General features: G+C 38.0%; 21 protein-coding genes. 10 read left to right on the forward strand and 11 right to left on the reverse strand.

The features are described from left to right. Positions 1 to 223: 223 nt before the first annotated feature. The gene (locus tag DRF60_RS17090; protein ID WP_116013504.1) at positions 224 to 772 is read right to left on the reverse strand and encodes a DNA-3-methyladenine glycosylase I; all 549 of its coding nucleotides are present in this window, start codon (positions 770 to 772) and stop codon (positions 224 to 226) included. Next, positions 769 to 1089, reverse strand: a complete 321-nt coding sequence (locus DRF60_RS17095) for a nucleoside triphosphate pyrophosphohydrolase family protein (RefSeq protein WP_116013507.1) — start codon at positions 1087 to 1089, stop codon at positions 769 to 771. The genes DRF60_RS17090 and DRF60_RS17095 overlap by 4 nt, the downstream gene beginning before the upstream one ends. 155 nt (positions 1090 to 1244) lie before the next feature. Between DRF60_RS17095 and DRF60_RS17100 the strand changes: the two genes are divergently transcribed. Genes DRF60_RS17100 through DRF60_RS17110 form a run of 3 tightly spaced genes read left to right on the forward strand, consistent with a single transcriptional unit; the run spans position 1245 to position 3633 of the window. Further along, the gene (locus tag DRF60_RS17100) at positions 1245 to 2159 is read left to right on the forward strand and encodes an alpha/beta hydrolase (protein ID WP_116013510.1); all 915 of its coding nucleotides are present in this window, start codon (positions 1245 to 1247) and stop codon (positions 2157 to 2159) included. A gap of 38 nt (positions 2160 to 2197) precedes the next feature. Further along, entirely contained in the window at positions 2198 to 2557 is a 360-nt protein-coding gene (locus DRF60_RS17105) for a hypothetical protein (protein WP_123902698.1), read from the forward strand. A 53-nt stretch (positions 2558 to 2610) separates the two neighbouring features. Next, entirely contained in the window at positions 2611 to 3633 is a 1023-nt protein-coding gene (locus DRF60_RS17110; protein ID WP_116013515.1) for a TQO small subunit DoxD, read from the forward strand. Between the two features lie 232 nt (positions 3634 to 3865). On the opposite strand, the gene DRF60_RS17115 is transcribed toward DRF60_RS17110, so the two are convergent. The 5 genes from DRF60_RS17115 to DRF60_RS17135 form a co-directional block, all read right to left on the reverse strand. Beyond that, the gene (locus DRF60_RS17115; RefSeq protein ID WP_116013518.1) at positions 3866 to 5443 is read right to left on the reverse strand and encodes a DHA2 family efflux MFS transporter permease subunit; all 1578 of its coding nucleotides are present in this window, start codon (positions 5441 to 5443) and stop codon (positions 3866 to 3868) included. Between the two features lie 133 nt (positions 5444 to 5576). Beyond that, on the reverse strand, positions 5577 to 6686 hold the full coding sequence (locus DRF60_RS17120; RefSeq protein ID WP_116013520.1) for an HlyD family secretion protein: 1110 nt from the start codon (positions 6684 to 6686) through the stop codon (positions 5577 to 5579). 16 nt (positions 6687 to 6702) lie between these two features. Continuing rightward, on the reverse strand, positions 6703 to 8022 hold the full coding sequence (locus DRF60_RS17125; protein WP_116013523.1) for a TolC family protein: 1320 nt from the start codon (positions 8020 to 8022) through the stop codon (positions 6703 to 6705). Further along, a complete protein-coding gene (locus DRF60_RS17130; RefSeq protein ID WP_116013526.1) occupies positions 8006 to 8632 on the reverse strand; it encodes a TetR/AcrR family transcriptional regulator in 627 nt (208 codons plus the stop codon). The genes DRF60_RS17125 and DRF60_RS17130 overlap by 17 nt, the downstream gene beginning before the upstream one ends. A gap of 238 nt (positions 8633 to 8870) precedes the next feature. After that, entirely contained in the window at positions 8871 to 9989 is a 1119-nt protein-coding gene (locus DRF60_RS17135) for a DNA polymerase III subunit (protein ID WP_116013528.1), read from the reverse strand. Between the two features lie 246 nt (positions 9990 to 10235). Between DRF60_RS17135 and DRF60_RS17140 the strand changes: the two genes are divergently transcribed. Genes DRF60_RS17140 through DRF60_RS17150 form a run of 3 tightly spaced genes read left to right on the forward strand, consistent with a single transcriptional unit; the run spans position 10236 to position 13204 of the window. After that, positions 10236 to 11561, forward strand: a complete 1326-nt coding sequence (locus DRF60_RS17140; RefSeq protein WP_116013531.1) for a hypothetical protein — start codon at positions 10236 to 10238, stop codon at positions 11559 to 11561. Between the two features lies 1 nt (position 11562). Then, the gene (gene lptC / locus DRF60_RS17145; RefSeq protein ID WP_116013533.1) at positions 11563 to 12159 is read left to right on the forward strand and encodes an LPS export ABC transporter periplasmic protein LptC; all 597 of its coding nucleotides are present in this window, start codon (positions 11563 to 11565) and stop codon (positions 12157 to 12159) included. 1 nt (position 12160) lies between these two features. Then, on the forward strand, positions 12161 to 13204 hold the full coding sequence (locus DRF60_RS17150; protein ID WP_116013536.1) for an anhydro-N-acetylmuramic acid kinase: 1044 nt from the start codon (positions 12161 to 12163) through the stop codon (positions 13202 to 13204). 33 nt (positions 13205 to 13237) lie between these two features. Here DRF60_RS17150 and DRF60_RS17155 read toward each other — a convergent pair whose 3' ends face one another. Further along, positions 13238 to 13627 carry an SRPBCC family protein gene (locus tag DRF60_RS17155; RefSeq protein WP_116013539.1) on the reverse strand — a complete coding sequence of 130 codons (390 nt, stop codon included), beginning with the start codon at positions 13625 to 13627 and terminating at the stop codon, positions 13238 to 13240. A gap of 40 nt (positions 13628 to 13667) precedes the next feature. On the opposite strand from DRF60_RS17155, the gene DRF60_RS17160 reads away from it, so the two are divergent. After that, on the forward strand, positions 13668 to 14279 hold the full coding sequence (locus DRF60_RS17160; protein ID WP_116013542.1) for an NUDIX hydrolase: 612 nt from the start codon (positions 13668 to 13670) through the stop codon (positions 14277 to 14279). Here DRF60_RS17160 and DRF60_RS17165 read toward each other — a convergent pair. Together DRF60_RS17165 and gldJ are read right to left on the reverse strand one after the other, a co-directional pair. Continuing rightward, entirely contained in the window at positions 14272 to 15543 is a 1272-nt protein-coding gene (locus DRF60_RS17165) for a UDP-N-acetylmuramoyl-tripeptide--D-alanyl-D-alanine ligase (RefSeq protein WP_116013544.1), read from the reverse strand. The two genes, DRF60_RS17160 and DRF60_RS17165, sit on opposite strands and share 8 nt — an antisense overlap. A 66-nt stretch (positions 15544 to 15609) precedes the next feature. Further along, the gene (gene gldJ / locus DRF60_RS17170; protein WP_116013547.1) at positions 15610 to 17211 is read right to left on the reverse strand and encodes a gliding motility lipoprotein GldJ; all 1602 of its coding nucleotides are present in this window, start codon (positions 17209 to 17211) and stop codon (positions 15610 to 15612) included. A gap of 164 nt (positions 17212 to 17375) precedes the next feature. Between gldJ and porU the strand changes: the two genes are divergently transcribed. From porU to DRF60_RS17185, 3 genes are all read left to right on the forward strand, one after another. Beyond that, entirely contained in the window at positions 17376 to 21275 is a 3900-nt protein-coding gene (porU, locus tag DRF60_RS17175; protein WP_116013550.1) for a type IX secretion system sortase PorU, read from the forward strand. 59 nt (positions 21276 to 21334) lie between these two features. Continuing rightward, on the forward strand, positions 21335 to 22498 hold the full coding sequence (gene porV / locus DRF60_RS17180; RefSeq protein ID WP_116013553.1) for a type IX secretion system outer membrane channel protein PorV: 1164 nt from the start codon (positions 21335 to 21337) through the stop codon (positions 22496 to 22498). 323 nt (positions 22499 to 22821) lie between these two features. Next, the gene (locus DRF60_RS17185) at positions 22822 to 25086 is read left to right on the forward strand and encodes an FUSC family protein (protein ID WP_116013555.1); all 2265 of its coding nucleotides are present in this window, start codon (positions 22822 to 22824) and stop codon (positions 25084 to 25086) included. Here DRF60_RS17185 and DRF60_RS17190 read toward each other — a convergent pair. Beyond that, positions 25067 to 25681, reverse strand: a complete 615-nt coding sequence (locus tag DRF60_RS17190; RefSeq protein WP_116013558.1) for a 4'-phosphopantetheinyl transferase family protein — start codon at positions 25679 to 25681, stop codon at positions 25067 to 25069. The genes DRF60_RS17185 and DRF60_RS17190 overlap by 20 nt on opposite strands. Between the last annotated feature and the right edge of the window lie 102 nt (positions 25682 to 25783).

Here is a 25783-nt window from a genome sequence, read left to right on the forward strand (position 1 = left end):
CTGATTGATTCACTGTTAAATATACGAAAAATAAGTCTTAAAAACAAGAGTAAATAACTGTAAGTCAAAATGTTAAATCATTAACTTAATGACATTGGGCTAAAGCCCGTTCCTGTTGATGAAAAATGATTGTTGCCCGATAAATCACTGGATTCCTCTAGCAACCAGGATTACTATTTTGTAAATTTAATCAATCACAAAAACTAATATGGAAATCCAACTTTTACTCCTTCCAAAGTGGTTTCTGTTCCAACACATGTTGATAAACAGGACAGCTCTCAGCGTGGGCACCCTTCAGGTATCCGGTACTCATTAAAAACTCATTAACAATTTCCCCGCCTGTAAACTTAAATGTTTTTTTGAACAGCTTCATCCATTCCTGAAGGCTTTTCGGATGATGATGTTCCAGCCATTTTTCAAATGATCCGAATTCTTTTTGTAATTCTACGACGGTTTTAGCATTTTCAATGGCAGCATTCACTTTCAGCCGGTTCCGGATTATTCCGGGGTCATTCAGCAATCTTTCACGGTCTTCTTCGGTATAGGCAGCGATAGCCTGAATATCAAAATTGTTGTAAGCTTTTCTAAAGCTCTCTTCTTTCTTTAAAACGGTCTCCCAGCTCAGTCCTGCCTGATTGATCTCCAGGATCAGTCTTCCGAAAAGTTCGTTGTCATCATGGATCGGGAATCCATAATAATGGTCGTGGTAATTTTTATGCAGTTCTTTTCTGCTTTTGGGCTGCATTCCTTCTATGGCTAAACAATAACTCATTTAAATAAATTTTCTGTCTTGGTTAAAAATTGCTCTAAAGCTACTTTGATATCAATTCCCGTACGATCTGCCAACACGATCAGCCACCAGATATTTTCCCCTAATTTATGTTCCAGCTCTGCAGCAGAATCTTTTTTCAACCATCTTTTCTGATGAGACATAATATCTCTTCCTACCAATCCGGCGTCAGTAAGGTAAGCAAGCGCATCTTCTTCTAAGGTCCATTCTGTACCGTGGTGCTGACGTTCCAGCTCATGATACTTCTCCCTGATAGCCAAAGAACGTTTGATGATTTCGTCAAGATTATTTTGATCCATTGTTTTGTTTTCTTGAAATTGATGATTCTGAACAATTCAGGCAATAAAGATAAGGCAGGTTTGTGACAACTGTTTGTCAGTGGCATTTTAATTTTGAAATTAATGATATAAAATTTTCAATAAACATCATAAATTAGAGACTCCAAAAACAATCTATGAAATATCTTCTATCTCTGCTTTTTACCCTGCTTTTCATTTCCTTTAATGCCCAGAAAATCTATTCCAAGGCTTACGGCAATTCAAAAAACACACCCATTATTTTTATCCATGGCGGACCGAGTGGAAATGCCACTTTATTTGAAGGAACTACAGCTCAAAAGCTGGCAGAGAAAGGTTTTTATGTTATCGTATACGACAGACGCGGAGAAGGCAGATCTAAAGACGAGAATGCCTCTATGACTTTTAAAGAAAGTTTTGAAGATCTTAGTCAGATTTATAAAACCTATGGAATTAAAAAAGCAAACATCCTCGCCCACAGCTTCGGAGGAATCGTTGGAACACTCTTTACAAAACAGTTTCCTGAAAAGGTAAGCTCATTGACGTTAATCGGAGCTTTATTTTCCCAGCAGGAAACCTACGATCATATTTTAAAACAGGCTAAGGAAAAATTTAAAAACGATCCTTCTAAACTGAAAGAGATCTCTGAGATTGAACATTTGAGTAAAAACTCTGCAGATTACAGGAAAAGATGCTACAATCTAGCAAGTGATATGAATTTCTTCACCATGCTTTTCCCTACATCTGAAAGTCAGCAATTAAGGAAAGAGTATGAATCCGGTGAGTTTTATACCGTCAATTTCAGAAACCCGGAATCGCCTTTGAAGTTTTATAAAAATGAAGTTCAGAACAATCTCGACAATACTGCCGTTTTGAAAAAAATAAAAAAACAGGGAATCCCAATTTTCGCTATTTATGGAAAAGATGATGGCATATTTTCGGAGAAGCAGCTCAGCGATATAAAAGCGATTGCAGGAAAAAATCATTTTAAGGCTATCGACAACTGTTCGCATTACTTATTTGTAGACCAACAGAATGAATTCCTGCAATTCATAGGCTTACATCTAAAATAAAGTGTAGTTTTGTGAAAATGCCCATACCAGGAACCCATATGAAAAATCACAAAGCACTCATCATGATGCTTATTTTGGTGTTTTCATTATCACCGTGTTCCGTAAAAAGAGATTTTCTCGGTATTTTTGATATCCAGCATATCAGCGGCTTAAATAAAGTAAAGATAACAGCCGGTACTGTATCCATATGTGGCCTTTCTGCCGATACTTCATCTGTGCGGACCATCCTTTCAAAAGCTGATACAAAATTTAAAAGTAAACGTTTTCTTTTCAGTTTAAATGCAGCTTACAGTTTCGGAGAGGAAAAAATCGACTTCAACCAATATTCCGGACAGACTTCCGGAAACAGTCCCCCAAAATATATTCTATTTAAAAGACTGAAATTAGATCTGGCTTAGATTTTTAACCGGATCAATTTTTAATAAACAGTTTTTTAATACAATAAATTTCAATGAAACATACCTCATACAGCCGGTCTTATGACCTGGCCGGACTCTACACATTATCACTCCGTCTTGTTATCGGATGGACCTATTTTTCAGCTTTCTGGCGCAGACTTGTTCTCGAAAACAAACTCATTCCGGACGAAGCCGGATATATCGGGGAAAAATTCAATCATTTCCTTCCCAATGCTTTAGGAATAAAACCTCTTATAGAATATCTGGTCACCCATCCGGATGCCCTGCACATCTCCATGGTTACTTTTACCATCGTTGAAGCTGTTGTAGGACTATTTATTATTTTAGGATTATTTACAAGATTAATGAGCATCGGGATTTTTGGCCTTGCAATGGGAATTCTATTAGGTTCCGGCTGGATCGGAACAACCTGTCTTGATGAATGGCAGATCGGAGTTTTGGGAATTGCAGGCGGATTTGTTTTATTCCTTACCGGAAGCGGCTCTTTTTCCCTGGATCATTACTTCATCACGAACAATAAGAAATTTACCCACAAAAAATGGTTTCCCTGGCTGGGATCAGGTGTCCTTCCTTTATCAAAACCGAAAACACTTGTGCTCGCAGGTTCAGCATTCATTTTTGGGCTTACGCTGTATACCAACCAGTATTTTCATGGCGGGGTCTGGGGAACACTGCACAATAAATCTGTAAAACCTAAGATTGAAATTTCAAATATTTCTTTAGTCAACAGAAATCTATCATTTGAGATTTACAGAACAGAAGGTGTGGATGTTTACGGCTCTTTCCTGATTGGTATTCATATTCTGGATAAAAACGGGAATATTGTGAAAGCTTTAAACCATGCAGAACTTTCAAAATTCCCAAAAGAAAACATCAGGAATCATTATGTAACTAAAGTAAAGCCGGGAAAGCACAGCCTGGTCATTCCTCTTGGCTCAAAGGCTGATATTACCCTGAATCTCAATGGTATTTTAGTAAAAAAAGAAGAGCTCCATACGATAAAGCTGATCGATATTAGTGGTATAGAATGGACGGCAAGAGTTAATAATCTTTAAACCATTAAGTACTTTTAAGTTTTTAAGAATATTAAGTAAGATGCTTCGTGAACTACGTTCAGCATGACAATGTTAAAAAAGATCGTCAGAAACAGTTCGTATCAGAAATGTCGTGCTGAGCATAAACTGAAAGTTTACGAACGTAGTTCACGAAGCATCCTTAGCAAGAAGATTTATATTATTTTCACAAAAAACCTCCGGAAATTTCCAGAGGTTTTGTATTGAATTCAATTTAGTGCATGGCTTCACTTAAATCTATTTTTTCTTTGCTTTTTCTTTCTTTAATGAAAAGAATGAATGGTATACATACTAGGAAAATAACTCCTAAATAGAGGAAAACATCCATATATGAAAGTACCGTAGCCTGTTTTGTGACTGACATATCCAGCATTTTATAGGCTGCATTCATCGCTGCGTCGGGAGTCATTCCTTTTGCGACAAAACTGGCTTTTAACGCGTTCAGGCGTTGCTGTACATCAAAGCTGTTTTCATCCAGATGGGAAATCAGATTGAGCCTGTACTTCTGTCCTGCATTGGCAATAAACGTGGTAATCGCTGCAATCCCAAATGAACCTCCGAGCTGCCTCATCATTCCTGTAAATGCTGCTCCCTGACCAATCTCCTGTCCTTTCAGTGTACTCAACGACAGTGAAGTGATCGGGATAAACAGAAGTCCCAAGCCGGCTCCCCTTACGATCAGCATCCAGAAAAATGCATCTTTACTGGTGTCCGGTGTCAGTATTTTATACCCCCAGAAACTATAGACAAAGAAGATGAACAGTCCCAAAGAAACCAAAATCTGCTGTTTTGCCCCTTTTGAAAGGAGCCTTCCGATAATTGGCATCATAAAGGCTGTTGTCAGGGCCGCCGGAATCATCAACGCTCCCGACTGTAAAGCCGTCCATCCTAAAATACTCTGCGTATACAGCGGTACAATAAATGTAGAACCATACAATCCGAATCCCAAAACGAACGACATCACTGTTCCGATTCTTAAATTACCGTTTTTCAGTACCCTGAGCTCCACGATGGGATATTTGAAGGTAAGTTCCCTCCATAAGAAAAGGATGAACCCTAAGACGGCCGATATGGTAAATGTTACGATCATTCCGCTTTCAAACCAGTCTTCTTCATGTCCTCTTTCCAAAATAAACTGTAAAGACCCTACGGTAACTGCCAATAAGGCAATTCCGATCCAGTCTACATCTGAAACCTTTCGCTTTTCAGCATATTTAGGGCTTTTTACAAACTGTAAGGTCATCAGTGTCGCCGCAATCCCAATCGGAATATTGATATAAAAAATGTACGGCCAGCTGAAATTATCTACAATATATCCTCCCAATGGCGGACCTAAAGTTGGACCGATAATTACCCCCAGACCATAGATCGCCTGTGCCATACTCCTTTTTTCTATAGGATACGATTCCGTAATGATTGTTTGTGAAGTCACCAGAAGTGCTCCCCCGCCTATTCCCTGCATCAGCCTGAAAAATACTAATTCCCAGATATTGGTGGCATTTCCGCATAAAAACGAAAATATGGTGAAAATAATGATGGAGGCTGCAAAGTAATTTCTACGTCCGAACTGCTGTGACAGCCAGCTCGTCATCGGCACGATGATTACGTTACCAATTGCATAAGCTGTAATCACCCAGCCTACTTCAGAAAGTGTGGCTCCAAGGTTACCCTTCATCTCATTCAGGGCAACGTTCACAATCGTGGAATCCACAATTTCAAGCAGAGCACAAAGGATTGCTGTGATCGTGATGATCACTCTCCGGGCTCCATATTCTACTAATGAATCTTGCATAGTTTTTTACGATGTAAAAAGGTGAATTGTCAATGGTTAATCAACTTCGTTGTCAATTTTCAGCTTCATATTATCTTCATTCATTGACTTGCACCAGCAAAATTGACAATTCACTTATTTCACAGTTTTAATATTATTTAAGCGATACTTCTGCTTTCACATTCATTCCTGTTCTCAGTCTTTTTGCAATATTCTTATCAAGATTTACAAAATCGATCTTTACAGGAAGCCTCTGCACCACTTTCACGAAGTTACCGCTGGCATTATCCGGAGGCAGGATTGAAAAAGTAGCTCCTGTTGCAGGAGAGAATGAACTTACAACTCCATCAAATTCCTGATCGGGGAAAGCATCAATCTCTATTTTAACTTTCTGTCCTTCTACCATTTTATCTACCTGTGTTTCTTTAAAATTCGCTACAACCCATTTCTGATCGTTTTTAACCAAAGCAAAAAGCTGTGCTCCCGCCTGCAGATACTGACCTGCCTGAGTGGAAACCTTTCCTACATACCCGTCTTCCGGAGCCAGGATCACGGTGTATGATAAGTTTAATTTAGCATTTTCGACATCCACTTCTCTTTGCTTTGCTATTGAACCGGCAACACTGATCTGCTGGGAACTTGCTGCAGTCTGAGAAGACGCAATAGTAGTCTGTTGAGCTATTTGGTTTCTCTGATCCACCAAAACCTGAAGCTGTCTGTCCGCAGACTGTTTAGCCGCTAAAACCTGTTCGTATTGTTGTTCTGTAATAGAATGGTCTTTTACAAGATTGGCATATCTTTTCAGATCCTGTGATGTTTTCCAAACGTTTACTTTTGCTGCTTCTATCTGTGCATTGGCCGTAGTTACTGCTGCCTGGGAAGAACTAATATTTTTTGAAGTAGCCGTAGTCGTAGCTTCTGCATTTGAAATATTACTTCTGGCTGTTGACAGAGCGGCCTGAGCCTGCTCAAGAGCCATTTTCTGATCTCTGTTATCAAGAATAACCAAAGTATCTCCTTTTTTTACAAACTCATTATCTTTCACTTTTACTTCGGCTACATATCCGGAAATTTTAGAAATTACCGGTGCCATATTGGATGTAATTTGTGCATCGTCCGTTTCTTCGTGATACTGCCCGTAAGTAAAGGCTCTGTATCCGTAGATCCCTCCACCGATTACAACAGCGGCTAAAATGATAGGAAAAACGAAACTTTTTTTCTTTTTAGGTTCAAGTTCAACGGTTGGTTTATTATTATTTTCCATTTTGATTTCAGTCTGATTATTTAATTGTTAAAGTTCCTGTTGTCTGTAATAGTTTTCTGTACGCTAAAGCGGCATCTGCTTTTGCATTGATCACGCCTACGTTCGCGGATATCTGGGCAGCGTCCGCATCCAGAAGTTCTGTCATGGTTGCAAGGCCGTTGTCATATTTGTTTTTGGTAATCCTGTAGTTTTCATTGGCCTGTTCAGCAGCCTTCTCATAAACTGTGATTCTCTTTTTAGAATAATCTGTATTCTGATATTCTCTGTTAACATCCAGCTTAATGTTATCATTCAGCAATTCATCGTTTGCTGCCAACTGCTTTTCTCTTGCCTGAGACTGTCTTAGTGAAGAATTTTCTTTCCAGATATTGGATAAATTGTAAGAAATTCCAATTCCAACGTTTACAGCATTGTATATGGTAAGGAATTTTGGGATATCTGCTGCTACATATCCTCCGGTAAATGCTATGGAAGGAAGGTTTTCAGCTTTTGCGGATTTTGTCCCAAGTTCTGCAGCTTTTCTTTGCTGAGCCAAAGCCTGTAAGTCTTTACGGTTTTCTTTAGCTTCATTTACATAGTAATCAACTGTTTTTACTTCAGAACCTTCATCAATATAATTCTGGTCTACTTCAATTTCTGTAGTTTCCGGAATACCCAGCAGCAGATCCATATTGATGTTGGCAATATTGTAGTTGTTTTTAGCTTCCAATAGCCGCAGCTCAATATTTGAGGTCTGAAGATTTGCTTTTAAACGGTCATTTCTAGCAATAACCCCATTATTTTCAAGTTTAAGAAAGGTCTCATCCCTTTTTTGAGAAGCTGTAAGATTTTCTTCTAAAACTTTGATGGACTGGTTGGCTTTAAATAAATTATTATAAGCCTGGGCAACATTATAAGCAATCGCTATTTTATCATTTTCGGTGCTTAGTTTTGATGCTTCCACCAAATATTTCGCAGACTGGATACCGTATTTGATTCTTCCGCCACTGTAAACCGGAACGCTAAGGTTAACCGATCCATAAGCAACCTGATGCACTTCCGGACCTCCTGCTCCTGCTCCCGAAGCACTGGAAAGCTTTAGATCAACAGTGGGCTTAGTGGGTAGGTACATATAGCTCCCCGAAACTTTCAGCTCCGGAAGCTGTCTGTTTTTGGCTTCCAAAAGATCTGCTGTAGCTTCTTCGATCTTGGCGGCATCGATCTTAAGATTTTTACTGTTCTGGATTCCCAGCTGCACGGCTTCATCGAGGGTGAGCTGTTTTTTCTCCTGGGCACTTATGGCTGTAACTCCCATAAAAAGGGATAATGCCAACACCGAGTTATTTATTCTCTTCATAACCTAAAAGGTCTTTTAGTAAATATTTTATATGTTTATTAAGTTCTGTGTAATACTTTTCATCAAAAACTTCGTCGTCTTCCGTATCGTTCAGGAATTCTTTGTACATCTCTTTGGCATTGGATGCATAAAACAAAGTTCCGCTCACTGTGGCATGAAGCAGATAGATAGGAGGGTTTTTAGTGAAAATTCCTTTTTTCAGTCCGCTTTCAAGGACCTGCGAGTACATGGAGATAAAGCCCATCTTAGTCTGCTTCAGAAATTCCACGATCTGCGGGTTTTCCGTATGAAGCTGCTCACGTTGCATAATTCTGTAAAAACATTTATGATGTCGTACTCTTCCGGAAAACTGGTCTACGATCTTTTCTATTTTCTGCCATTCATTGATATCTGTTCTTTCGAGGATGTCTCTGGCAAAGAACTGACCTTCATTCATTCTGTATTCCACTAATTTTTCATATAGTTTTTCCTTAGATCCGAAATAATAAGAAATCATAGAGATATTTACATTAGCCGCCTTGGAAATCTCCCTTGTGGAGGTCCCTTCAAAGCCTTTTTCTGCAAAAAGCTTCTCCGCAGCAAATAATATATTTTCTTCTTTTGAAACCATAGCAATTCTATTTTTCAGGGCGCAAATTTACATAAGATTTTAAATAAATCAAACGATTGATTGATTTATTTAATTTATATTTAATATTTACCACTGTAAACAGCTGAAAATTAATTGCATTAAAAAAGAAAATTTAAAGAAATCCCAAGAACCGCCAGAATTCCTCACAATATGAAAAGTCCGGAACAAATCCGGACCATAATATGATCATAAATTTCAGCTGTATAAACTGACTGAACTATGAGTTTTTATGGATATAACGGGATAGTTTTATGCCAAGGTCTGTCCAGACTATTTTAGGATTCCCGTTTCTAGTCAGGTGTAGATCCGCAGTGCTGATCTCTTCCAGAATACTTTCAATGTTGGCACCGCTTATGAATTTTGAAAATCCGGTCCAGTTGAAACCATCTGCATCAATCTTTTTGTATATCAGATTCTCAGACTGGTAGTTCTGAAGCAAGGCAAGCCTAAAGATCTCAGAGCAGTAGTTCAGGAAGTTTTTCTGTTTTTCCCTGTTCCAGCCCGCAATTTCTCTCGCCCATAGGATAATATTTTTAAGGAACTGCGGTTTCTTTTTTACCATGAATGCATCCCTTACCCATTGGATAAAAAGTTTTTCAAATTCATCACTTTTATGTCCGGAATTTAAAATTTTCAGAGCTTCATTAAGATCTCCCTGTGCTTCGTGGGCAATCTCCCTAACCTTTTCTTCTGAGATTTGGAAATTTTTCTTAAAATAGTTTTCAAGATCTTCGTCACTGATCCTTGGAACTTCTACAATTTGTGTTCTTGAAAGAATAGTCGGAAGGATATCATTGGCAGTTTCAGCAGTAAGAAGAATGAGCGTTTTTGCCGGTGGCTCTTCTAAAAATTTCAGGAACTTATTCGCAGCAGCTATATTCATTTTATCAGCTCTCCATACGATCAGGATTTTAGTTCCCCCTTCAAAGCTTTTTAATGCGAACTTCTGGTTCTGGTCATCAATTTCATCTGCAGAGATAAAGAGCTGTTTATTTTCAGATTCAAGAAAAGCGGTCCAATCGTCATAGCTTGCATAGGGAGAAGCCATGATCATTTCCCTGAAATCTTCAAATTTATTTTTGCTTAAAGAATTCTTGTTATCGGTAAAAACAGGGAAACTAAAATGCAGATCAAGATGATTCAGATGTTCCACTTTCGAAGCAGCATGCTCATTTTCCCTGCTAAAGATCTCTTTGGCATAAGCCAGAACCATAGGAAATGTACCATATCCTTCTTTTCCTAAAAAAAGCTGGGCATGGCTTACCCTATTTTCAGCAATGCTTTCACGAAGAAGTTTTTTCAGATTTTCCTGTCCGGCGATGTTCTCCCAATTCATGGCTCAAAGATAAAGAATTTTTAGAATGGATGATTTCTGAAATGTGAATTTTGCTTCGCGAGTAAATGGCGAATTTTAGTATTATAATTCATATATAGAGCATAAAAATCATGAGTAAAGCATATTTACAATTTTACAATTCATCATAATTATGGCTATTCATCCCCCTTAACAAACTTTAACCACATATAATTTTTACAATTCATTAATATTTAAGATATTTGCGCATTGTTTTAAAAATAAAGAATGAAAAAAATCTTTGCCGTATCATTCATATCAGTTGGATATTTCCTAAATGCACAGAGTATAAGTAACTCTCCGTATGCAACTTATGGAATTGGAGATGTAAAATATGATAATACGATTGAAACTGCCTCTATGGGTGGTATATCTACTGCTTATATCAGTGATTTCACGAGCAGCTTCAATTTCGCAAACCCTGCGAATAACTCTAATTTCGAGCTTACAAGTATCAGACTGGAGGCTACCAACGAAAACAATTACTTCAAAACAAATTATAACGATACGAAGTCTACCAAACATTCTACGTATCTTTCTAATATTGCATTGGCATTTCCATTGTCTCCAAAGGTAAAGATGGGACTTTCTTATCAGCCTTACAGTTCTAAGAGCTATGACATTGTAAATACTACTAAAATCTACGAAACGGTAGATAATGTTCAAACATTAAGCGGATATTATACGAACCGTTTTAAAGGAAGCGGAACCTTGAATACAGCGCAGGCTGCTATTTCTTATAAAATAGACCAGAACTTTGCGGTAGGTTTGAGGGCTAACTTTTACTTTGGAAATCTTTATGATCTGAATGAACTTAGGTCTTATGACAAAGACGGATTTTCCAATGCTGAATTCGTTAACGGTTATGAAACCAAAAACAGTATCAAAAACTTTAATTTCACTCTTGGTGGTAGCTACCAGAGCCTGAATACCCGTACTGACAAAAAATTAACCATCGGGGCTACGGCTACATTTGGCAATACCAGTAATATGACTACTGATTACATCAACAGTACTTATGTGTATGCTGATGCTGCACAAACCGTTAAAGCTTTGGAAACCATTATAGATCAGAAAAGCACAAGTTCTAAAAATCTTCTTCCGCTACAGGCATCTTTAGGAGTTGGATACGGAAGTGAGAATGAATGGTTTGTTTCGGGACAGCTTGATTATAAAAAAGGAGAAGACATTTCTTATTTCGGAAGAACTTTTGATTTCCAGGATTCTTACAGAATTTCTGCCGGAGGATGGTATCTGCCGAATTATAACAACTTCAGAAACTATTTCTCAAGAGTAACCTACAGATACGGGGCTTTCTATGAAAGAGGAAATCTTAAGATAAACGGTACCAGCATCAATAAATTTGGGATCTCCGCAGGAGTATTGCTCCCATTCAAAACCAGCAGTATTACAAGAATGAGCGGTCTGGAACTTGGTCTGGAACTTGGAAAGAGAGGAACTCTTAATAATAACCTGATCAACCAGAATTTCATTAACTTAAAAGTCGGGTTTAACTTTGCTGACAGATGGTTCAGAAAGACTCTGTACAACTAAAATGAATTTTTCAAAAAAAATATCATATAAAAATATAGCATGCCTTTTTAGTTGTGCTATATTTTTTATATTGACGTCCTGTGAGGAAGATCTTACCAAAGCCAATGGAAACAAAAGCAAGAACTTCCCGTCAGAAATCATTAATAATGCCAATATTATACAACGGGACTCGGGGTTTATATCTTTAAAAGCCAAAGCACCGATAATTGAAAAGTATCAATTGATCGACAGTCCTTATATTGTGGCTAAAAGAGGTATTAACATTGAGTTTTTCGATAAAAAAAAACCTAAAGTACCTGGTAAGATCACCGCTAAATATGCCCGTATTTTTGAATATAAAAGATTTTACGAAGCCAAGGGTGATGTAAGGATTACCACCAATGAAGGACAGCGTTTCGCGATGCAGAGTATTTATTGGGATCAGAAAAAGAAAAGGATTTACACAAAAGATACCGTATATGTCACTATGGAAGACGGCTCTACCCTCGTTGGCGCCAATGGTATGACAGCCAAGGACGATTTCTCCGAATATACTTTCTTCAATAATTCAGGGGATTTCAGTACAAAAAGACTTGAAGAAAAAAAAACACCGCAGTAATATGAAAGTTCAGGCTATTGGACTCATGTCCGGAACCAGCCTGGATGGTCTGGATATCTGTTTTGCCGCTTTTGAAAAAAAAGAGAGCTGGAATTTTCAGATCTTAAAGGCTGAAACCCTTCCCTATTCTCAAAACTGGGAGAAAAAACTCAGAAGCTCTATTCATTTATCTTCGGAAGAGTTGCTGGAACTGCATTCGGAATATGGTTTTTATCTCGGCCGGAAGGTCAGAGAATTTATTGACCATAATCATCTTGAAAATATCGATCTGATCGCCTCTCATGGCCATACAGTTTTTCACCAGCCTAAAAAGAAATTTACTCTTCAGATTGGAGATGGCAGAGCTATCAAAATAGAGACTGGACTTCCAGTTATCTACGACTTTAGAAGCCAGGATGTATTGATGGGAGGAAACGGAGCCCCTTTAGTTCCTATTGGGGATGAACTGCTTTTTTCTGCGTATGATGCATGCCTGAATCTGGGAGGGTTTTCCAATATTTCTTTAAAACAGGATCAAAAAAGAATAGCATTTGATATTGTTCCTGTCAATATTGTCCTGAACAGACTTGCTAACAAATTCAATAAAAATTTTGACGAAAACGGAGATTTAGCCCGAAAAGGCAGTATTGATCAAGATCTGCTAAAGAGGCTTAATTCTCTGGACTTTTATTATCAGCCACATCCTAAATCTTTAGGAATCGAATGGTGCAATGAAACTATCTTCCCCCTTTTGGAAGGCATTAAAACAGAAGATGCCATAGCTACTTTCACTGAGCATGTAGCGCAGCAAATCTCAAATATTGTTAACTTATACTGTTTAAGAAATATCCTGTGCACGGGCGGGGGCAGCTATAATACCTGCCTTATTGAAAAAATCAGAGAAAAAACAGAATTTACGGTTATCATTCCGGAAAGGCAGATCATTGACTATAAGGAAGCACTTATTTTTGCATTTATGGGCGTTTTAAGGATAAAAAATGAGATCAATGTCCTTTCTTCTGCAACAGGCAGTACCGGAGATCACAGCTCAGGGATACTGGCATAAAAAAACCTCCATTGCTGAAGGTTTTTCTTATTATTATTTGTAAGCTTCGATCTTATCTGTCAGTGTATTGATAAAGTTCTGAAGCGGTTTTTCTACCATCATTTTGATAAAAGGATTGAATTTCCCTTCAAAAAGCATCTGAACTTCAGTTTGGCTTTCATTAATAGAGTTTAAAGCCGCTGTTAAAGTAAAATCCAGACTTGAACTTGCAGATTTCAAAACTGCTTTCTCCTCACTCACTTCATCTATCTTCAAAGCAATTTCAGGCATTCCCTGAAGACCGAATTTGAACCCGTTATCTCTGGTTTCAAATTTCTGAAGACCGTCCGGCATAAAATCTTTATAGTTTTCAGGCGATTTCAATATTTCAGACAAGTCTTTAGATGATTTATTGACAATAATCTTTCGTCCTTCTAAATTCATTTTTTATTTTTGTATTTAAATTCTTAATTCTTACAAATATATGTATAAAGTTTTTGTGAACGAAAAAAAATTATTAGTGTCTAAGCAACCCGAGCATCTTGAAAAAGAACTTAGGTACGAAAGTTTCACAACTTTAGAGATTGCATTGGATCTTTTGGAAAATACTTCAGTGAAAGAACTTAATGTTTTCGGTGAGAATATTGAAGAAATCTGGAGCGAATTCCGGAAGCTATTCAGAATCATAGAAGCTGCGGGCGGTCTTGTCAGCAATCAGGATGGAAAACTGCTTTTTATTAAAAGGTTAGGTAAATGGGATCTTCCAAAAGGTAAAATGGAAAAAGGTGAATCCCGCGAAGAATCGGCTGTAAGAGAAATTGAAGAGGAAACCGGGCTGAAAAATGTGGAGCTGATAAAATTCATCAATACCACCTACCATATTTATATCGAAAGAAATGGTGAAAAAATCCTTAAATGCACGCATTGGTTTGAAATGAACTTCAATGGTGAAGATACTTCAAAACCGCAAATAGAAGAAGGAATTACAGAAGTTGCCTGGAAAAACACCACCCAGATCGAAGATGAAGTTTTCCCAAGCACTTTTCAAAATATTAAACTGATCGTAAAAGAGTTCTGGAATTCTAAGCTTAAATAAATTCGATACATTTTTCAAGCGCAATTCCCCTTGAACCTTTTAACAGGATATTTTCTGTATGGATTTTATTCTGCTTGAGGTATTCTATCAATTCTGCCGTGTTTTCAAAAGACCCTGAAGAGGAATTGGCAGCTTTAAAATATTTCCCTACCGTAATGATTTGGTCGAAAGCTAATTCCTGAGCAAGCTTTAAGATATTTTGATGTTCTTTTTCACTCTCCTCACCCAATTCAAGCATATCACCAATAATAATGGTCTTACTGCCTTCAAAAGTTACAAAATTATGCAGTGAGGCAGTCATAGAGCTGGGATTGGCATTGTAAGTATCCAGTACCAATGTTGCGTTTTCTTTTTTCACGACCTGGGAGCGCATATTGGTCGGAGTATAGTTTTCAACAGCATGTTTTATTCTTTCAAAGCTGATCCCGAAATGAAGACCAAGACTGGCTGCTGCACATAAATTGGTAAAGTTATATTCTCCCGTAAGTTTAGAAACAGCTTTTATACCCTGATAGGCTAACCCTACAAAGTGTTCTTCAGAAAGCAGTCCAAACTGGTAATCGGAAGTATCTTTACCAAAAGTAATTTTAGGCGTATAATTTTCTGTTTTCTCTGCCTGTATCAGATCATTCTCATTGACAACTATAGTCAGATTATGCTTTTTCAAATAATCATACAGCTCGGATTTCCCTTTGACCACTCCTTCAAATCCACCAAAACCTTCCAGATGAGCTTTTCCAAAGTTGGTAATATATCCAAAATCAGGTTGTGCAATAGTACACAAAAGCTCAATCTCTTTCTGGTGATTGGCTCCCATTTCTACCACTGCCATTTCATGCTCAGGTTTGATAGAAAGAATCGTTAGCGGGACTCCTATATGATTATTTAAGTTTCCGGAGGTATACTGTACATTGAATTTCTCAGAAAGGACTGCATGAATAATTTCTTTGGTTGTTGTCTTTCCATTACTCCCCGTAAGCCCGATCACAGGGATTTTAAGCTGATTTCTATGGTGAACAGCAAGCCGCTGGAGAAATTCCAGTGTAGAAGGAACATAGAAGATATTTCTATCCTTATTTTCAAATTCCTGTTTCTCCACAATTACGGCCAGAGCTCCGTCATCAGCAGCTTTTTCTGCAAGGGTTGCAGCGTTGAAGCTTTCACCGGAAAAGGCGAAGAAAATATCATTTTTACCGACTTTTCTGCTGTCGATTGTCACTTTATCTGACTGTAAAAATAAAGGATAAAACTGTTCTATATTCATAGTTCAAAAATAAAAAAACCTTCCGGAAATCCGGAAGGTTTTTTATAAGTATTTTTTTGATAAATATTATCTTCTAGTTCTGCCTTTATCGTTAGCTCTAGCATCCTGTGCAACACGGAAGCCAATCCATCCGTAAGCTTTGCCTTCGTTTTTGTATCTTCTTTGTCCCGGATCCAACCAATATGCTGTATCCTGCCAAGAACCACCTTTTACAACTCTTACGTCATTAGATACTGCAGACGTTCTGTCTCTGGTATCTTTCTGAAGTTTTACTCTTCCACCTGCATCTACAATAAACCTTCTCTGAGGAGCATTGTACATATCAAATGAAGAAGCCGAGTCTGAAGCTCTGTAATATTCTAAAGAAGACTGTCTGTCACCATCTCTGTAGTTTCTGTGATCAGCAATGGTTTCTCTTTCAAACTGCCCCGGAAGACCTCTGTATACTAATCTGCCATCTGCTAAGGTATCATACTTGATTGTACCTTCGTCAATCATTTTATAAGTTCCGTCACCGTTTCTTACAATAGCCTGAGGCATATTTCCTCTATAGTAGTTGAAATCGTTGAAATCTTCATCAATGATTGGTCTGTATACGTCTGCCGTCCATTCAGAAACGTTTCCGTACATACCGTAGATTCCAAGATCGTTAGAAGGATATTGTCTTACGTCTGCTGTTTGTGCAGCTCCGTCGTTTTTCCATCCTGCAATACCGGAATAGTCACCTCTTCCCATTTTAAAGTTTTCAAGGAACATTCCTTTATCTCTTCCTTTGGTACCTCTTAATCTTTCGATTTCAGGCTTTTTACCTAAGTATTGGTTATATTCTCTGTTTTTAGCCATACCAAGAGCAGCATATTCCCATTCAACTTCCGTAGGAAGTCTGAATTTCTGAACCATTGAAGCATTTGGAGCTCTGTTTGCAGAAAGAAGTCTCTGGTTGGTTGTTTTCATACCAGATTTCTGTTGCATTCTTTTCTCGTTGATATATCCCTGCATTTCCGGATCATTCGCTTTGAATTTATCCATGTTAAATGCAGTTCCGCCTTGGTTATTGGATTCGTTGATGTACAAATCTTTAGCAATAACTCCGGCTTGCATTAAAGCTTTTTCATTCGCTCTGTCTGTAAGCCATTCACAGTATCTGTTCGCCTGAGTCCAGGAAACTCCTACTACCGGGTAGTAATCGAATTCCGGAGAACGAAGATACGTTTCATTATAATCGTTTCTAGCTAGTTTGTTGTCCCATAAAAGAGTATCTGGCAAAGCACCGTTATAGATCTCCTTGAAGCTAGGGTCACTTGGTGGAAATACATACTTCAACCATGTAAGGTATTCGCGGTATTCGTAGTTAGTAATTTCTGTTTCTCCGATGAAGAATGAACTTACCTGCATTCTGCGCGGTGTGTTATTCCAATCATGCATAACATCATCTTTCACTAATCCCATTGTAAAAGTTCCACCTTCTACATATACCATTCCTGGCCACCCCTTCTGTTTTTGTTGCTTTCCTGCAAAAAACCAACCTTGTTTTTCGTTTGGTTTCCAACCCGTCTTGCTGACAAATTTTTTAGTACCGCCTCCTTTGCTGGTCCCGGATCCGCCACAGCTGGTTAATGCAAGTGTAGAACTTAATGCTATTAATGAAAACAACTTTAGTTTTTTCATAGTCGATATAAATATTTTCAAAGTACAAAGAAAAAATAAATTATTCAATAAATCAAGTAAACATTTGATTTTTTTGAAAAACGTTAACAAATTAATTTTATTGTATCACAATTTAATTCTAAAATTTTCATTTTATTTGTAATTCAGAAATTTCAATAATAAACATGAAACAAAAAATCACCTTTTTATTACTATTCTCTTTTGTATCAACACTTTGGGCCCAGAGAAAAGCCATAGAATGGGAAGGCTCTAAAATCCAAGATTTTGGTGACACAAAATTAAATCTTCCAAATTTTAAAAATGAAGGTTTTTCGTTCAGCCAAAATAATGTTTTTATTATAACCAAACAAAAAATAGGAGAAAAGCAGCTGAAAGTTTCGGATCTGGCCTGGGAAAGTGTTTCCACTAAGGATTTATATGACCTTGACAAAGGCAGACTGCCGGATTATGACATTGCAGATGTTGCCTACTATACGTTGGAAGGAGAAAGATATGCGAGCATCAGCGTGTCCTTATTTAAGAATGTAAAGGGACGGATCCAGAGACTTTCTTCATTTAATATCTCTGAAACAGCAGCTCCCAACAATTTCAAATCCGGAAATACAAACAAAGTGGGAAGCACTGCAAACCCTCTTTCGAGCGGCGGCTTCTATAAGATTAAAGTAGACAGATCCGGGATATTTAAAATTACAACACAATTTTTAAAAGATAGCGGCATTAATCCGGCTTCTGTAAATCCTAAAAATTTCAGAATTTATGGAAACGGCGGTGTAATGCTTCCGGAATACAACCTGGACACCAAATACAGTGCTCTTCAGGAAAACGCTATTCAAGTGGTGGGTGAAGACGATGGTGTATGGAATGACGGCGATTACGCCTTGTTCTATGCTCAGGGACCAAACGGATACAATCTTTATGATACATCCAACGGAAATGGTTTCAAGAGAGTGGATACAAGGACGGACAGAACCAATAATGTAAAAAATATATATGAAGATTTTTCTTATTACTTCATTAATTTCGACAAGGGCCCAGGCAAAAGAGTTCAGCCTGTTGACGTTAATCTTCCGGCCGGTAATCTAATAACAAGATATGATAATTACCAGGTCATTAATAATGACCAGAAAAACCTCTTAAAAGTAGGACGAATTTGGGTAGAAGAAGCTCCATTTACTACGGATAAAACGGTTACCTTCACTACCAATTCGCCAATACAGGCTGGTGATCTCATCAGATACAGTACACAGGTGGTAGGTTATAGATCCCAGCAGAATACTGTTGAATTTAAAATCAATAACCAAAACCCAATTGTTAAGGCGGTTCCGGCTAATACCAATAATTATGCATTCGATTTTTACCAGTTAAAATATGATGGAACCATATCCAACCTGAACGGAAATCAGATTACCCTTAATTATGCTCCAAATATTTCTGTAAATCCTAACGGAACTTTCCATTTTGATTATGCGGAAGTACAGTATAAAGAAAATCTTGCTTTCAACGGATCCCAGATGAACTTCAGGGATTTCTCAATTGCCAGCGGAAGCAATACCAATTACGGCTTCGGGATTTCCAATGCTACAAACCTTGAACAGGTATGGGATGTAACTGATATTACGAATGCCAACAGAAGAGTAAATAAGGCGGGTGCGGGCAGTTTTAACTTTGGTTATTTTACTTCTGATCCAAATTTCAATAATGAATTTGTGGCTTTCCGAGCTGATGCAGCTTATAACCCTCAGTTTGTAGAAAGAGTTGCCAACCAGAATCTTTCCGGGCTGCAGAATGTGGATTACCTGATCATCACGGTTCCTGAAATGATGGGGCAGGCACAGAGACTGGCCAGCTACCACCAGACTAAAAACAATTATACGGTAGAAATCGTAGATGCTGCTAAAATTTACAATGAATTCGGAAGCGGAAGCCGGGATCTTACTGCAATAAGGGATTTTGTAACAAAACTTAATAACAGCGGAAGGCTTAAGTATGTATTCATTTTGGGAGACACTTCATATGACTATAAAAACAGAATTTCCGGCAATTCCAATATCGTTTCCGCCTATCATGGTGAAAATTCAGCAGACTTTGTCGGTTCTTTTGTGACGGATGACTACATTGTAATGACACAGCCGCAGACTGCATCTTCTATTGAAAACAACCTGCCTGACATTCCTGTCGGTAGAATTCCTGCAGCCAATGTAACTGAAGCAGGAAATATGATCAATAAAACTCTTGCCTATTATAATGCGCTTCCGGGACAGTCTTCCCCTTTCGGAGAATGGCGTATGAAGCTTGATTTTGTAGTAGATGATGATAAAGATGGAGGAAGCCCCTTCCATGAAGTTATGAATAATACATTGTCCAGCATCTTTGAAGTTCCCGGACAGCAGGATCTAAAGGAATATAACGTACGAAAATTATATCTGGATGCTTTCCCAGCCCAAAGTACTGCGGCCGGACAAAGATTTCCTCAGGTGAATCAGGCCATTTCAAATGACATAGGCAACAGTCTTTATCTGTTCTATTTCGGACATGGAGGTATCAACGGATGGGCCCAGGAAAGGGTACTTACGAGTACGGAAATTCAGAACTCCAATAACTTCTCCAATGTTTACAGCAGATTCCCTTTTGTCTCTACCATTACCTGTGAATTTACATTATGGGATGAGCCGGCAACTTCTTCTGCAGGGGAACAGTTCATTAAGCTTAAGCAAGGAGGTGTTGCAGCCATGATTACATCAAGCCGTGCCATTGGTGTAGATTACGGACGTAACTTTACGGATCTTTACACAAAGAATATTTTTAAACTGATTGGCGATGATTTTGAAACTTTAGGATATGCTCATTTAAATGCTAAAAAACAAAAAGGAGCCAATATTGACCATCTGAAAGTAAATTTACTTGGTGATCCGGCTATGAAACTGAGTAGACCTCAAAGACAACTTGTTATCGACAATATTGAGTCTCCGGTTCCGGGATTGATCAGAGGCCTGGATTTCATTAAAGTGAAAGGCCATATCAACAATCCTAACGGAACGGTGAACACCACCTTCAACGGAAGGGTTTCTATTAATATTTTTGATAAAAGGCTGAACAAAAAAACTTTGAATAATGACGGAGTATTATCGCCTGTCATGGAATACACAGAAGAAGGAAGTGCTATTGTTAAAGCATCAGGAACCGCAGTAAACGGAGTATTCACTGTAGAATTCTATGTACCGAAGGATATCAACTATGCTGTAGGACAAGGAAGAATACTGGGTTATGCAGACAATAAAGCAATGGATGTATTCAATAACCAGGCAGTACAGGTGGGAGATATCAACCCAAATGGAATCAATGATAATGAACCTCCAAAGGTAAAATTGTATATGAATAATACAAATTTTGCCGATGGCGGAATCACGAACCAGAATCCTATGCTTTTGGCTTGTGTTACTGATGACACGGGGATCAACTCCACAGGATCCGGTGTAGGTCATGATATTACTGTTTATCTTGACGGGCAGATCATCAACACCGTTGTTCTGAATGACTTCTTTTCATCAGGCGAAGGAAACGGATGTCTTAACCCGAGTCTTGCCGATTACCAGAAAGGAAATGTAACCTACCCTTTCAGGAATTTAGCGATTGGACAACACCAGTTAACATTTAAAGTTTGGGACATAAACAATAATTCGACAACTGCTACGTTAAACTTTGAAGTTAAGGATGAAACTGACCAGCATCTGATCATTAACAGACCGCTGAACTGGCCGAATCCGTTTACCAATAAAACATACATCCAGTTTGAACATAACTGCGATGATATTTTAGATGTAAATGTTCAGATCTATACGATAACAGGAAAATTAGTGAGAACATTATCTCAGCCTGTCGTTGCAGAACCTTTCCTACAGGGCTTTAGAACACCTCGCCAGGCAATAGAATGGGATGGAAGAGACGATTTTGGGTCAACTGTTGCAAAAGGTACGTATATTTTTAAGATATTTGCAAAAAGTCAAAATCAAGAAAAATGCAAAGGAAGTGCTACGGCTGTAGAAAAAATGGTACTTTTGAAATAAATAAATAATACATAGATAATAATTGTTATAAAAAACTGATAATATATAAAAGACAACATATGAATTTAACTACTAAACTGCTTTTGGGATTTGGTTTAAGTGCTGGTTTTTTAGGCTATTCGCAAGATTTAAGTAAAATAAATCCAGTATTAACCGGAGCTCCTTTTCTAAGAATTGCACCAGATGCAAGAGCTGGAGGTATGGGAGACCAGGGGGTGGTAACTTCACCGGATGCATTTTCACAATTCTGGAATGCGGCAAAATATCCTTTTAGCAGAACAAGTTCTTCCGTAGGTCTTAACTATACGCCTTATATGGGAAAACTTACCAATGATGTATTTTTACTATATGGTGCATTCCATAAATTTTTAGGCCAGGAAGAAAGATCCACTATTTCTGCAAGTATCTATTATTTCAACATGGGTGAGGTAGATCTTACCCAGCTGGTAGGCTCAGAAGTAACTTCTATGGGTACATCAAAACCTAATGAATTTTCCATTGACGTTGCTTACGGTCTGAAACTTTCTGATTCTTACTCAATGGCTGTTACCGGTAGATTCATCCGTTCAGATTTAGCCGGAGGCTTCAACACAGATACTACGCTTAAAGCTGCGAACTCATTTGCAGTAGACGTTTCAGGATACTATACATCTCCAAGATTTTCAAGTTTCGGAGGATACGACGGTAAAGTGAATGCAGGTTTCGCGGTTCAGAACTTAGGTCCGAAATTAGACTATACAGGAAATGAAGAATCCAGATCTTACCTGCCTACTATGGCAAGATTGGGACTTGGATATGATATGTATTTGGATGATATGAACAAGATAGGCATTAGTGTAGAAGGCTCTAAAATTTTGGTTCCGGGTTCAGAATATGTAGGAATAGATCCTAACACAAGACAGCCACGATATGAAGTTCCTAACGTAGGAGTAATGTCGGGGATCGGAAAATCTTTCAAAAATAAAAACTCTATCATGATGAGTGGTGCTTTGGAATATTCTTATGACAATGCATTTTCAGTAAGAACAGGTTACTTCCACGAAAGCGAGGAGCAGGGAGCAAGACAGTTTGCCACAGCAGGTATCGGATTGAAATACCGTTCTTTCGGACTTGATCTTTCTTATCTTATCAATATGTCAAAAATCAATACAGCTTTAGATAACACCCTTCGTTTCGGTCTTACCTGGAACATTGGTGACGAAACATCTAATGTAGATAATTAAGATATTTAATACCTAAATATAAAAAGTCTCATTTCTATGGGGCTTTTTTGTAAACAATTAGTTCGTCAATTGGCAATTAGCTACGCTGTCAATTGGCTTCGCCGTGAATTTTTCTCTCATTCTTACAGGCTCCCTCTTCACTTGCGAAGCACATTCACCATTCAAACTCTTCGGCAAATAGTACAATCTGTCATACCAAATTCGTCATAAGCACAGCCAGTCAAATTGCCAATTGACAAATTATTAAAGAAATATAATATATAAGTTTGTAAAAGTCTCATTTTTATAAGGTATTTCTTGTTTTCAATAATTAATTTTGTAGTATGAACTATTCAGCAGAACTCAAAAAATTCGTTACCAGCCAATATGTATATTCTGCGATCAGAATTACGCTGGCCACCGTTCTGCCCTGTTTAGTCCTCGCCCATTTCGGAATCCTGAAAGAATACTTTTTATTTCCCCTCGGGACCAGTTTTGTAGCACTCTGTGATCAGCCCGGGCCTTTTATCAGAAGGAGAAATGCGCTTACGTTTGCTATTTTTTGTTTTGTGTTCGTTGCATTTATTGCCAGCATGGTCATGAATTTTAAAGTTCTGGTTATCCTGGAAATCATTGTGTTCGGAATGTTCTTTTCTCTTATCGGAGTTTACGGACAGAGGCTTGCAGCCGTAGGTTCATTATCTCTTGTTGTACTGGCGATCTTTATTGACGGGCATCTTACAGGAAGTAATATTCTCAAAAGCCTGCTGATTTTTGCATCCGGCTGTATTTGGTTTTTGCTTATTTTCCTTATAGTCACCACTATCCAGCCTTACAAACTGGCAGGACAAATGATCGGGGAAAATTATCTGCAGCTTGCAGAATTTTTAAAGATCAAAGCCAACTATTATCAGAAAAATCCTGATTTTGATAAGCTTACCACTCAGGTCATTGCCAAGCAGATCGGGATCAAAAACCTTCAGGAAGAAACCAGGGAAACTGTTTTCAAGACAAGAACCATCGTTAATGAATCAACAACAACCAGCCGTCTGCTGATGCTGATGTTTTTGAATTCCATGGACCTTCATGAAAAGCTAATGACTTCTGAAAGCGATTATCAGAAACTGCAGCAGAGTTTCGAGGACAGCATGATCCTGGTCAATATCCACGACTACCTTAATCTGCTTGCCGAAGAAATTACCAATATAGGAATCTCGCTTCAGATTGGAACAAGAGCAAAACCCATCTTCGATCTGGAACATGAACTTAAAAACCTTAACGTTCATTATTTTGAGTTGCGTAATAAGCAGCTGACTCCTGATAATCTGGAAAATTTCATGATCCTCCGCCAGATCCTGATGCGCATCAATGAGATAACAAAAGAAATCAATGAGATCTATAAAGTGTTTTCCCAAGATGTAAAACTGGCCAAAAGCCTTTCTACAGGGCTAGATTTGAAAAAATTCATGCCTAATGAAGAGAAGCTCAACTTCAAAGTTTTAAGGAATAATATATCGCTTTCATCCTCCCACTTCAGACATGCGATAAGAATTACGACAGCTCTGCTTGTAGGTTATCTTTTCTCTATGTTCGATTTTCTGGGTCTGGGTCATACCTACTGGATTCTTATTACGATTACAGCAATATTGAAACCTGCCTACTCCATTACAAAAAAAAGGAATCTTCTGCGTTTATACGGAACCATTGCAGGTGCAGTTATTGCCTATACGATTCTGCATTTTGTACACTTCAATGGTCTTTTATTTACCATTCTGCTCTTGAGCATGATCATGTGTTTCAGCTTTCTGAAAGGCCGCTATTTCTGGGCTGTCCTGTTTATGACGATCTATGTATTTCTGAGCTTTAACTTTTTAAATCCAGGAAATGTAAATGTGATCTTTAAAGACAGAATTCTGGATACCATTATTGCCGGAGTCATTGCTTTTGCCGTGTCATATATTGTTCTTCCTGTATGGGAACATACTCAAAACCTTGATCTGATGAAAAAATCTGCTGCAGATAATCTGATCTATTTTGAAAGTGTCATTTCCAAATTCTTACAGGGAGATTTTGATATTGAAGATTATAAAGTAAAGCGGAAAAATGCCATTATTTCGCTGGCCAACCTTTCCGACAACTTCCAGAGAATGATCTCTGAACCGAAGAATCAACAGAAAAAACTTGAAGTTGTCCACCAGTTTGTAGCAACATCACACCTGATCACAGCTTATACCGCTTCCCTTTCCCAATACTCTAAAAACAATGAAAAGTATCCTGAAATAGATGCTGAAAGCTGGAGCAGAAAGATTGAAGCCGAGATGCAGCAGACCTCAGTTTTACTACATGGAAACGAGATCAATGAAGCTTTAAAAATGGAAAGCCGCCTGGAGCCGGAAGATTCTTCCATTGAAAATATGCTAGTAAAAAGAAAAACAGAAATTGAGGAAAATGATCTGGTTGACAGAAGGGATCCTGATAAAATTTCACATTTAACGGAGCTTAAAAACATTCATGATATCCTGGAGCTGATCTACGATGTAGCAAAGGAGCAGAGAAAAGTGATTGAAAAATACAGAAGCGAAGCAGATTCTACTCCTCCACAATCGTAAAGCAGTAGTCATCAAAAAATTCCACTCTCGCCTTGAACTCGTCTGAAAACTGTTCGTCATAAACCCTGCAGCTTATTTTATGAAGATGCTTGAGCTCAAACGGCTTTACTTCGTAGTTCTTCTTCAGAGACCAGTATTTGGAATGATGAATCTTATACATGCTTTCCTTTACACTCCATATAATAGTATAGAAAGCTGGGGCATTATTTTCAGGGATGAACCCTCTTTCATTTTCATAGGTGAATTTATCGATAACCCTTAGAATCTTTGGATTGAATTTTTCAATATCAATGCCTATCTTGTTTTTAGAAATCGCTATAGCTGCAAAAGGAAATGAATGGGTGATGGAAATTTCCGCATCTTTAGGTGACAGGAAAGGTTCCCTTTCTTTATATAATATTTTAGCGTGAGGTTTTAAGCCTTTCAGAAGTTTACGGACCATCAGTACCTCCTGGAGTTTTTTCGGATGGTAGTCCTTTACTTTTTCCGCATTTTCAGGTTCCAGAAGTTCATTGATATCAAGCTCTTCGCTTTCATCATATTTCCATACAAGAATCGTTGCATTGTCGTCTGAAAAATCTCGGTAAAGGGGCATCGTTTTTTTATTCGATAAAAGTAGTGAAAAGATGTGGAAGTTGAAAGGGATGGAAGAAGGGAGCCGGAAGATGGAAGTGATTATTCGTTTGTAAAATAATTT

Origin of the sequence: Chryseobacterium elymi (assembly GCF_003385495.1) — a bacterium.
GTDB classification, from domain to species: domain Bacteria; phylum Bacteroidota; class Bacteroidia; order Flavobacteriales; family Weeksellaceae; genus Chryseobacterium; species Chryseobacterium elymi.

Coding starts and splice junctions, on each gene's coding strand:
- DRF60_RS17135 (WP_116013528.1), bottom strand. CDS start 9,989: ATGAATTGGGAGAACATCGCCGGACAGGAAAATCTGAAAAAACTTCTT.
- DRF60_RS17105 (WP_123902698.1), top strand. CDS start 2,198: ATGAAAAATCACAAAGCACTCATCATGATGCTTATTTTGGTGTTTTCA.
- gldJ (WP_116013547.1), bottom strand. CDS start 17,211: ATGAAAAAACTAAAGTTGTTTTCATTAATAGCATTAAGTTCTACACTT.
- DRF60_RS17150 (WP_116013536.1), top strand. CDS start 12,161: ATGAAAGTTCAGGCTATTGGACTCATGTCCGGAACCAGCCTGGATGGT.
- DRF60_RS17100 (WP_116013510.1), top strand. CDS start 1,245: ATGAAATATCTTCTATCTCTGCTTTTTACCCTGCTTTTCATTTCCTTT.
- DRF60_RS17155 (WP_116013539.1), bottom strand. CDS start 13,627: ATGAATTTAGAAGGACGAAAGATTATTGTCAATAAATCATCTAAAGAC.
- DRF60_RS17095 (WP_116013507.1), bottom strand. CDS start 1,089: ATGGATCAAAATAATCTTGACGAAATCATCAAACGTTCTTTGGCTATC.
- DRF60_RS17110 (WP_116013515.1), top strand. CDS start 2,611: ATGAAACATACCTCATACAGCCGGTCTTATGACCTGGCCGGACTCTAC.
- DRF60_RS17115 (WP_116013518.1), bottom strand. CDS start 5,443: ATGCAAGATTCATTAGTAGAATATGGAGCCCGGAGAGTGATCATCACG.
- DRF60_RS17130 (WP_116013526.1), bottom strand. CDS start 8,632: ATGGTTTCAAAAGAAGAAAATATATTATTTGCTGCGGAGAAGCTTTTT.
- porV (WP_116013553.1), top strand. CDS start 21,335: ATGAATTTAACTACTAAACTGCTTTTGGGATTTGGTTTAAGTGCTGGT.
- DRF60_RS17140 (WP_116013531.1), top strand. CDS start 10,236: ATGAAAAAAATCTTTGCCGTATCATTCATATCAGTTGGATATTTCCTA.
- DRF60_RS17165 (WP_116013544.1), bottom strand. CDS start 15,543: ATGAATATAGAACAGTTTTATCCTTTATTTTTACAGTCAGATAAAGTG.
- DRF60_RS17125 (WP_116013523.1), bottom strand. CDS start 8,022: ATGAAGAGAATAAATAACTCGGTGTTGGCATTATCCCTTTTTATGGGA.
- DRF60_RS17190 (WP_116013558.1), bottom strand. CDS start 25,681: ATGCCCCTTTACCGAGATTTTTCAGACGACAATGCAACGATTCTTGTA.
- DRF60_RS17120 (WP_116013520.1), bottom strand. CDS start 6,686: ATGGAAAATAATAATAAACCAACCGTTGAACTTGAACCTAAAAAGAAA.
- DRF60_RS17160 (WP_116013542.1), top strand. CDS start 13,668: ATGTATAAAGTTTTTGTGAACGAAAAAAAATTATTAGTGTCTAAGCAA.
- lptC (WP_116013533.1), top strand. CDS start 11,563: ATGAATTTTTCAAAAAAAATATCATATAAAAATATAGCATGCCTTTTT.
- DRF60_RS17185 (WP_116013555.1), top strand. CDS start 22,822: ATGAACTATTCAGCAGAACTCAAAAAATTCGTTACCAGCCAATATGTA.
- porU (WP_116013550.1), top strand. CDS start 17,376: ATGAAACAAAAAATCACCTTTTTATTACTATTCTCTTTTGTATCAACA.
- DRF60_RS17090 (WP_116013504.1), bottom strand. CDS start 772: ATGAGTTATTGTTTAGCCATAGAAGGAATGCAGCCCAAAAGCAGAAAA.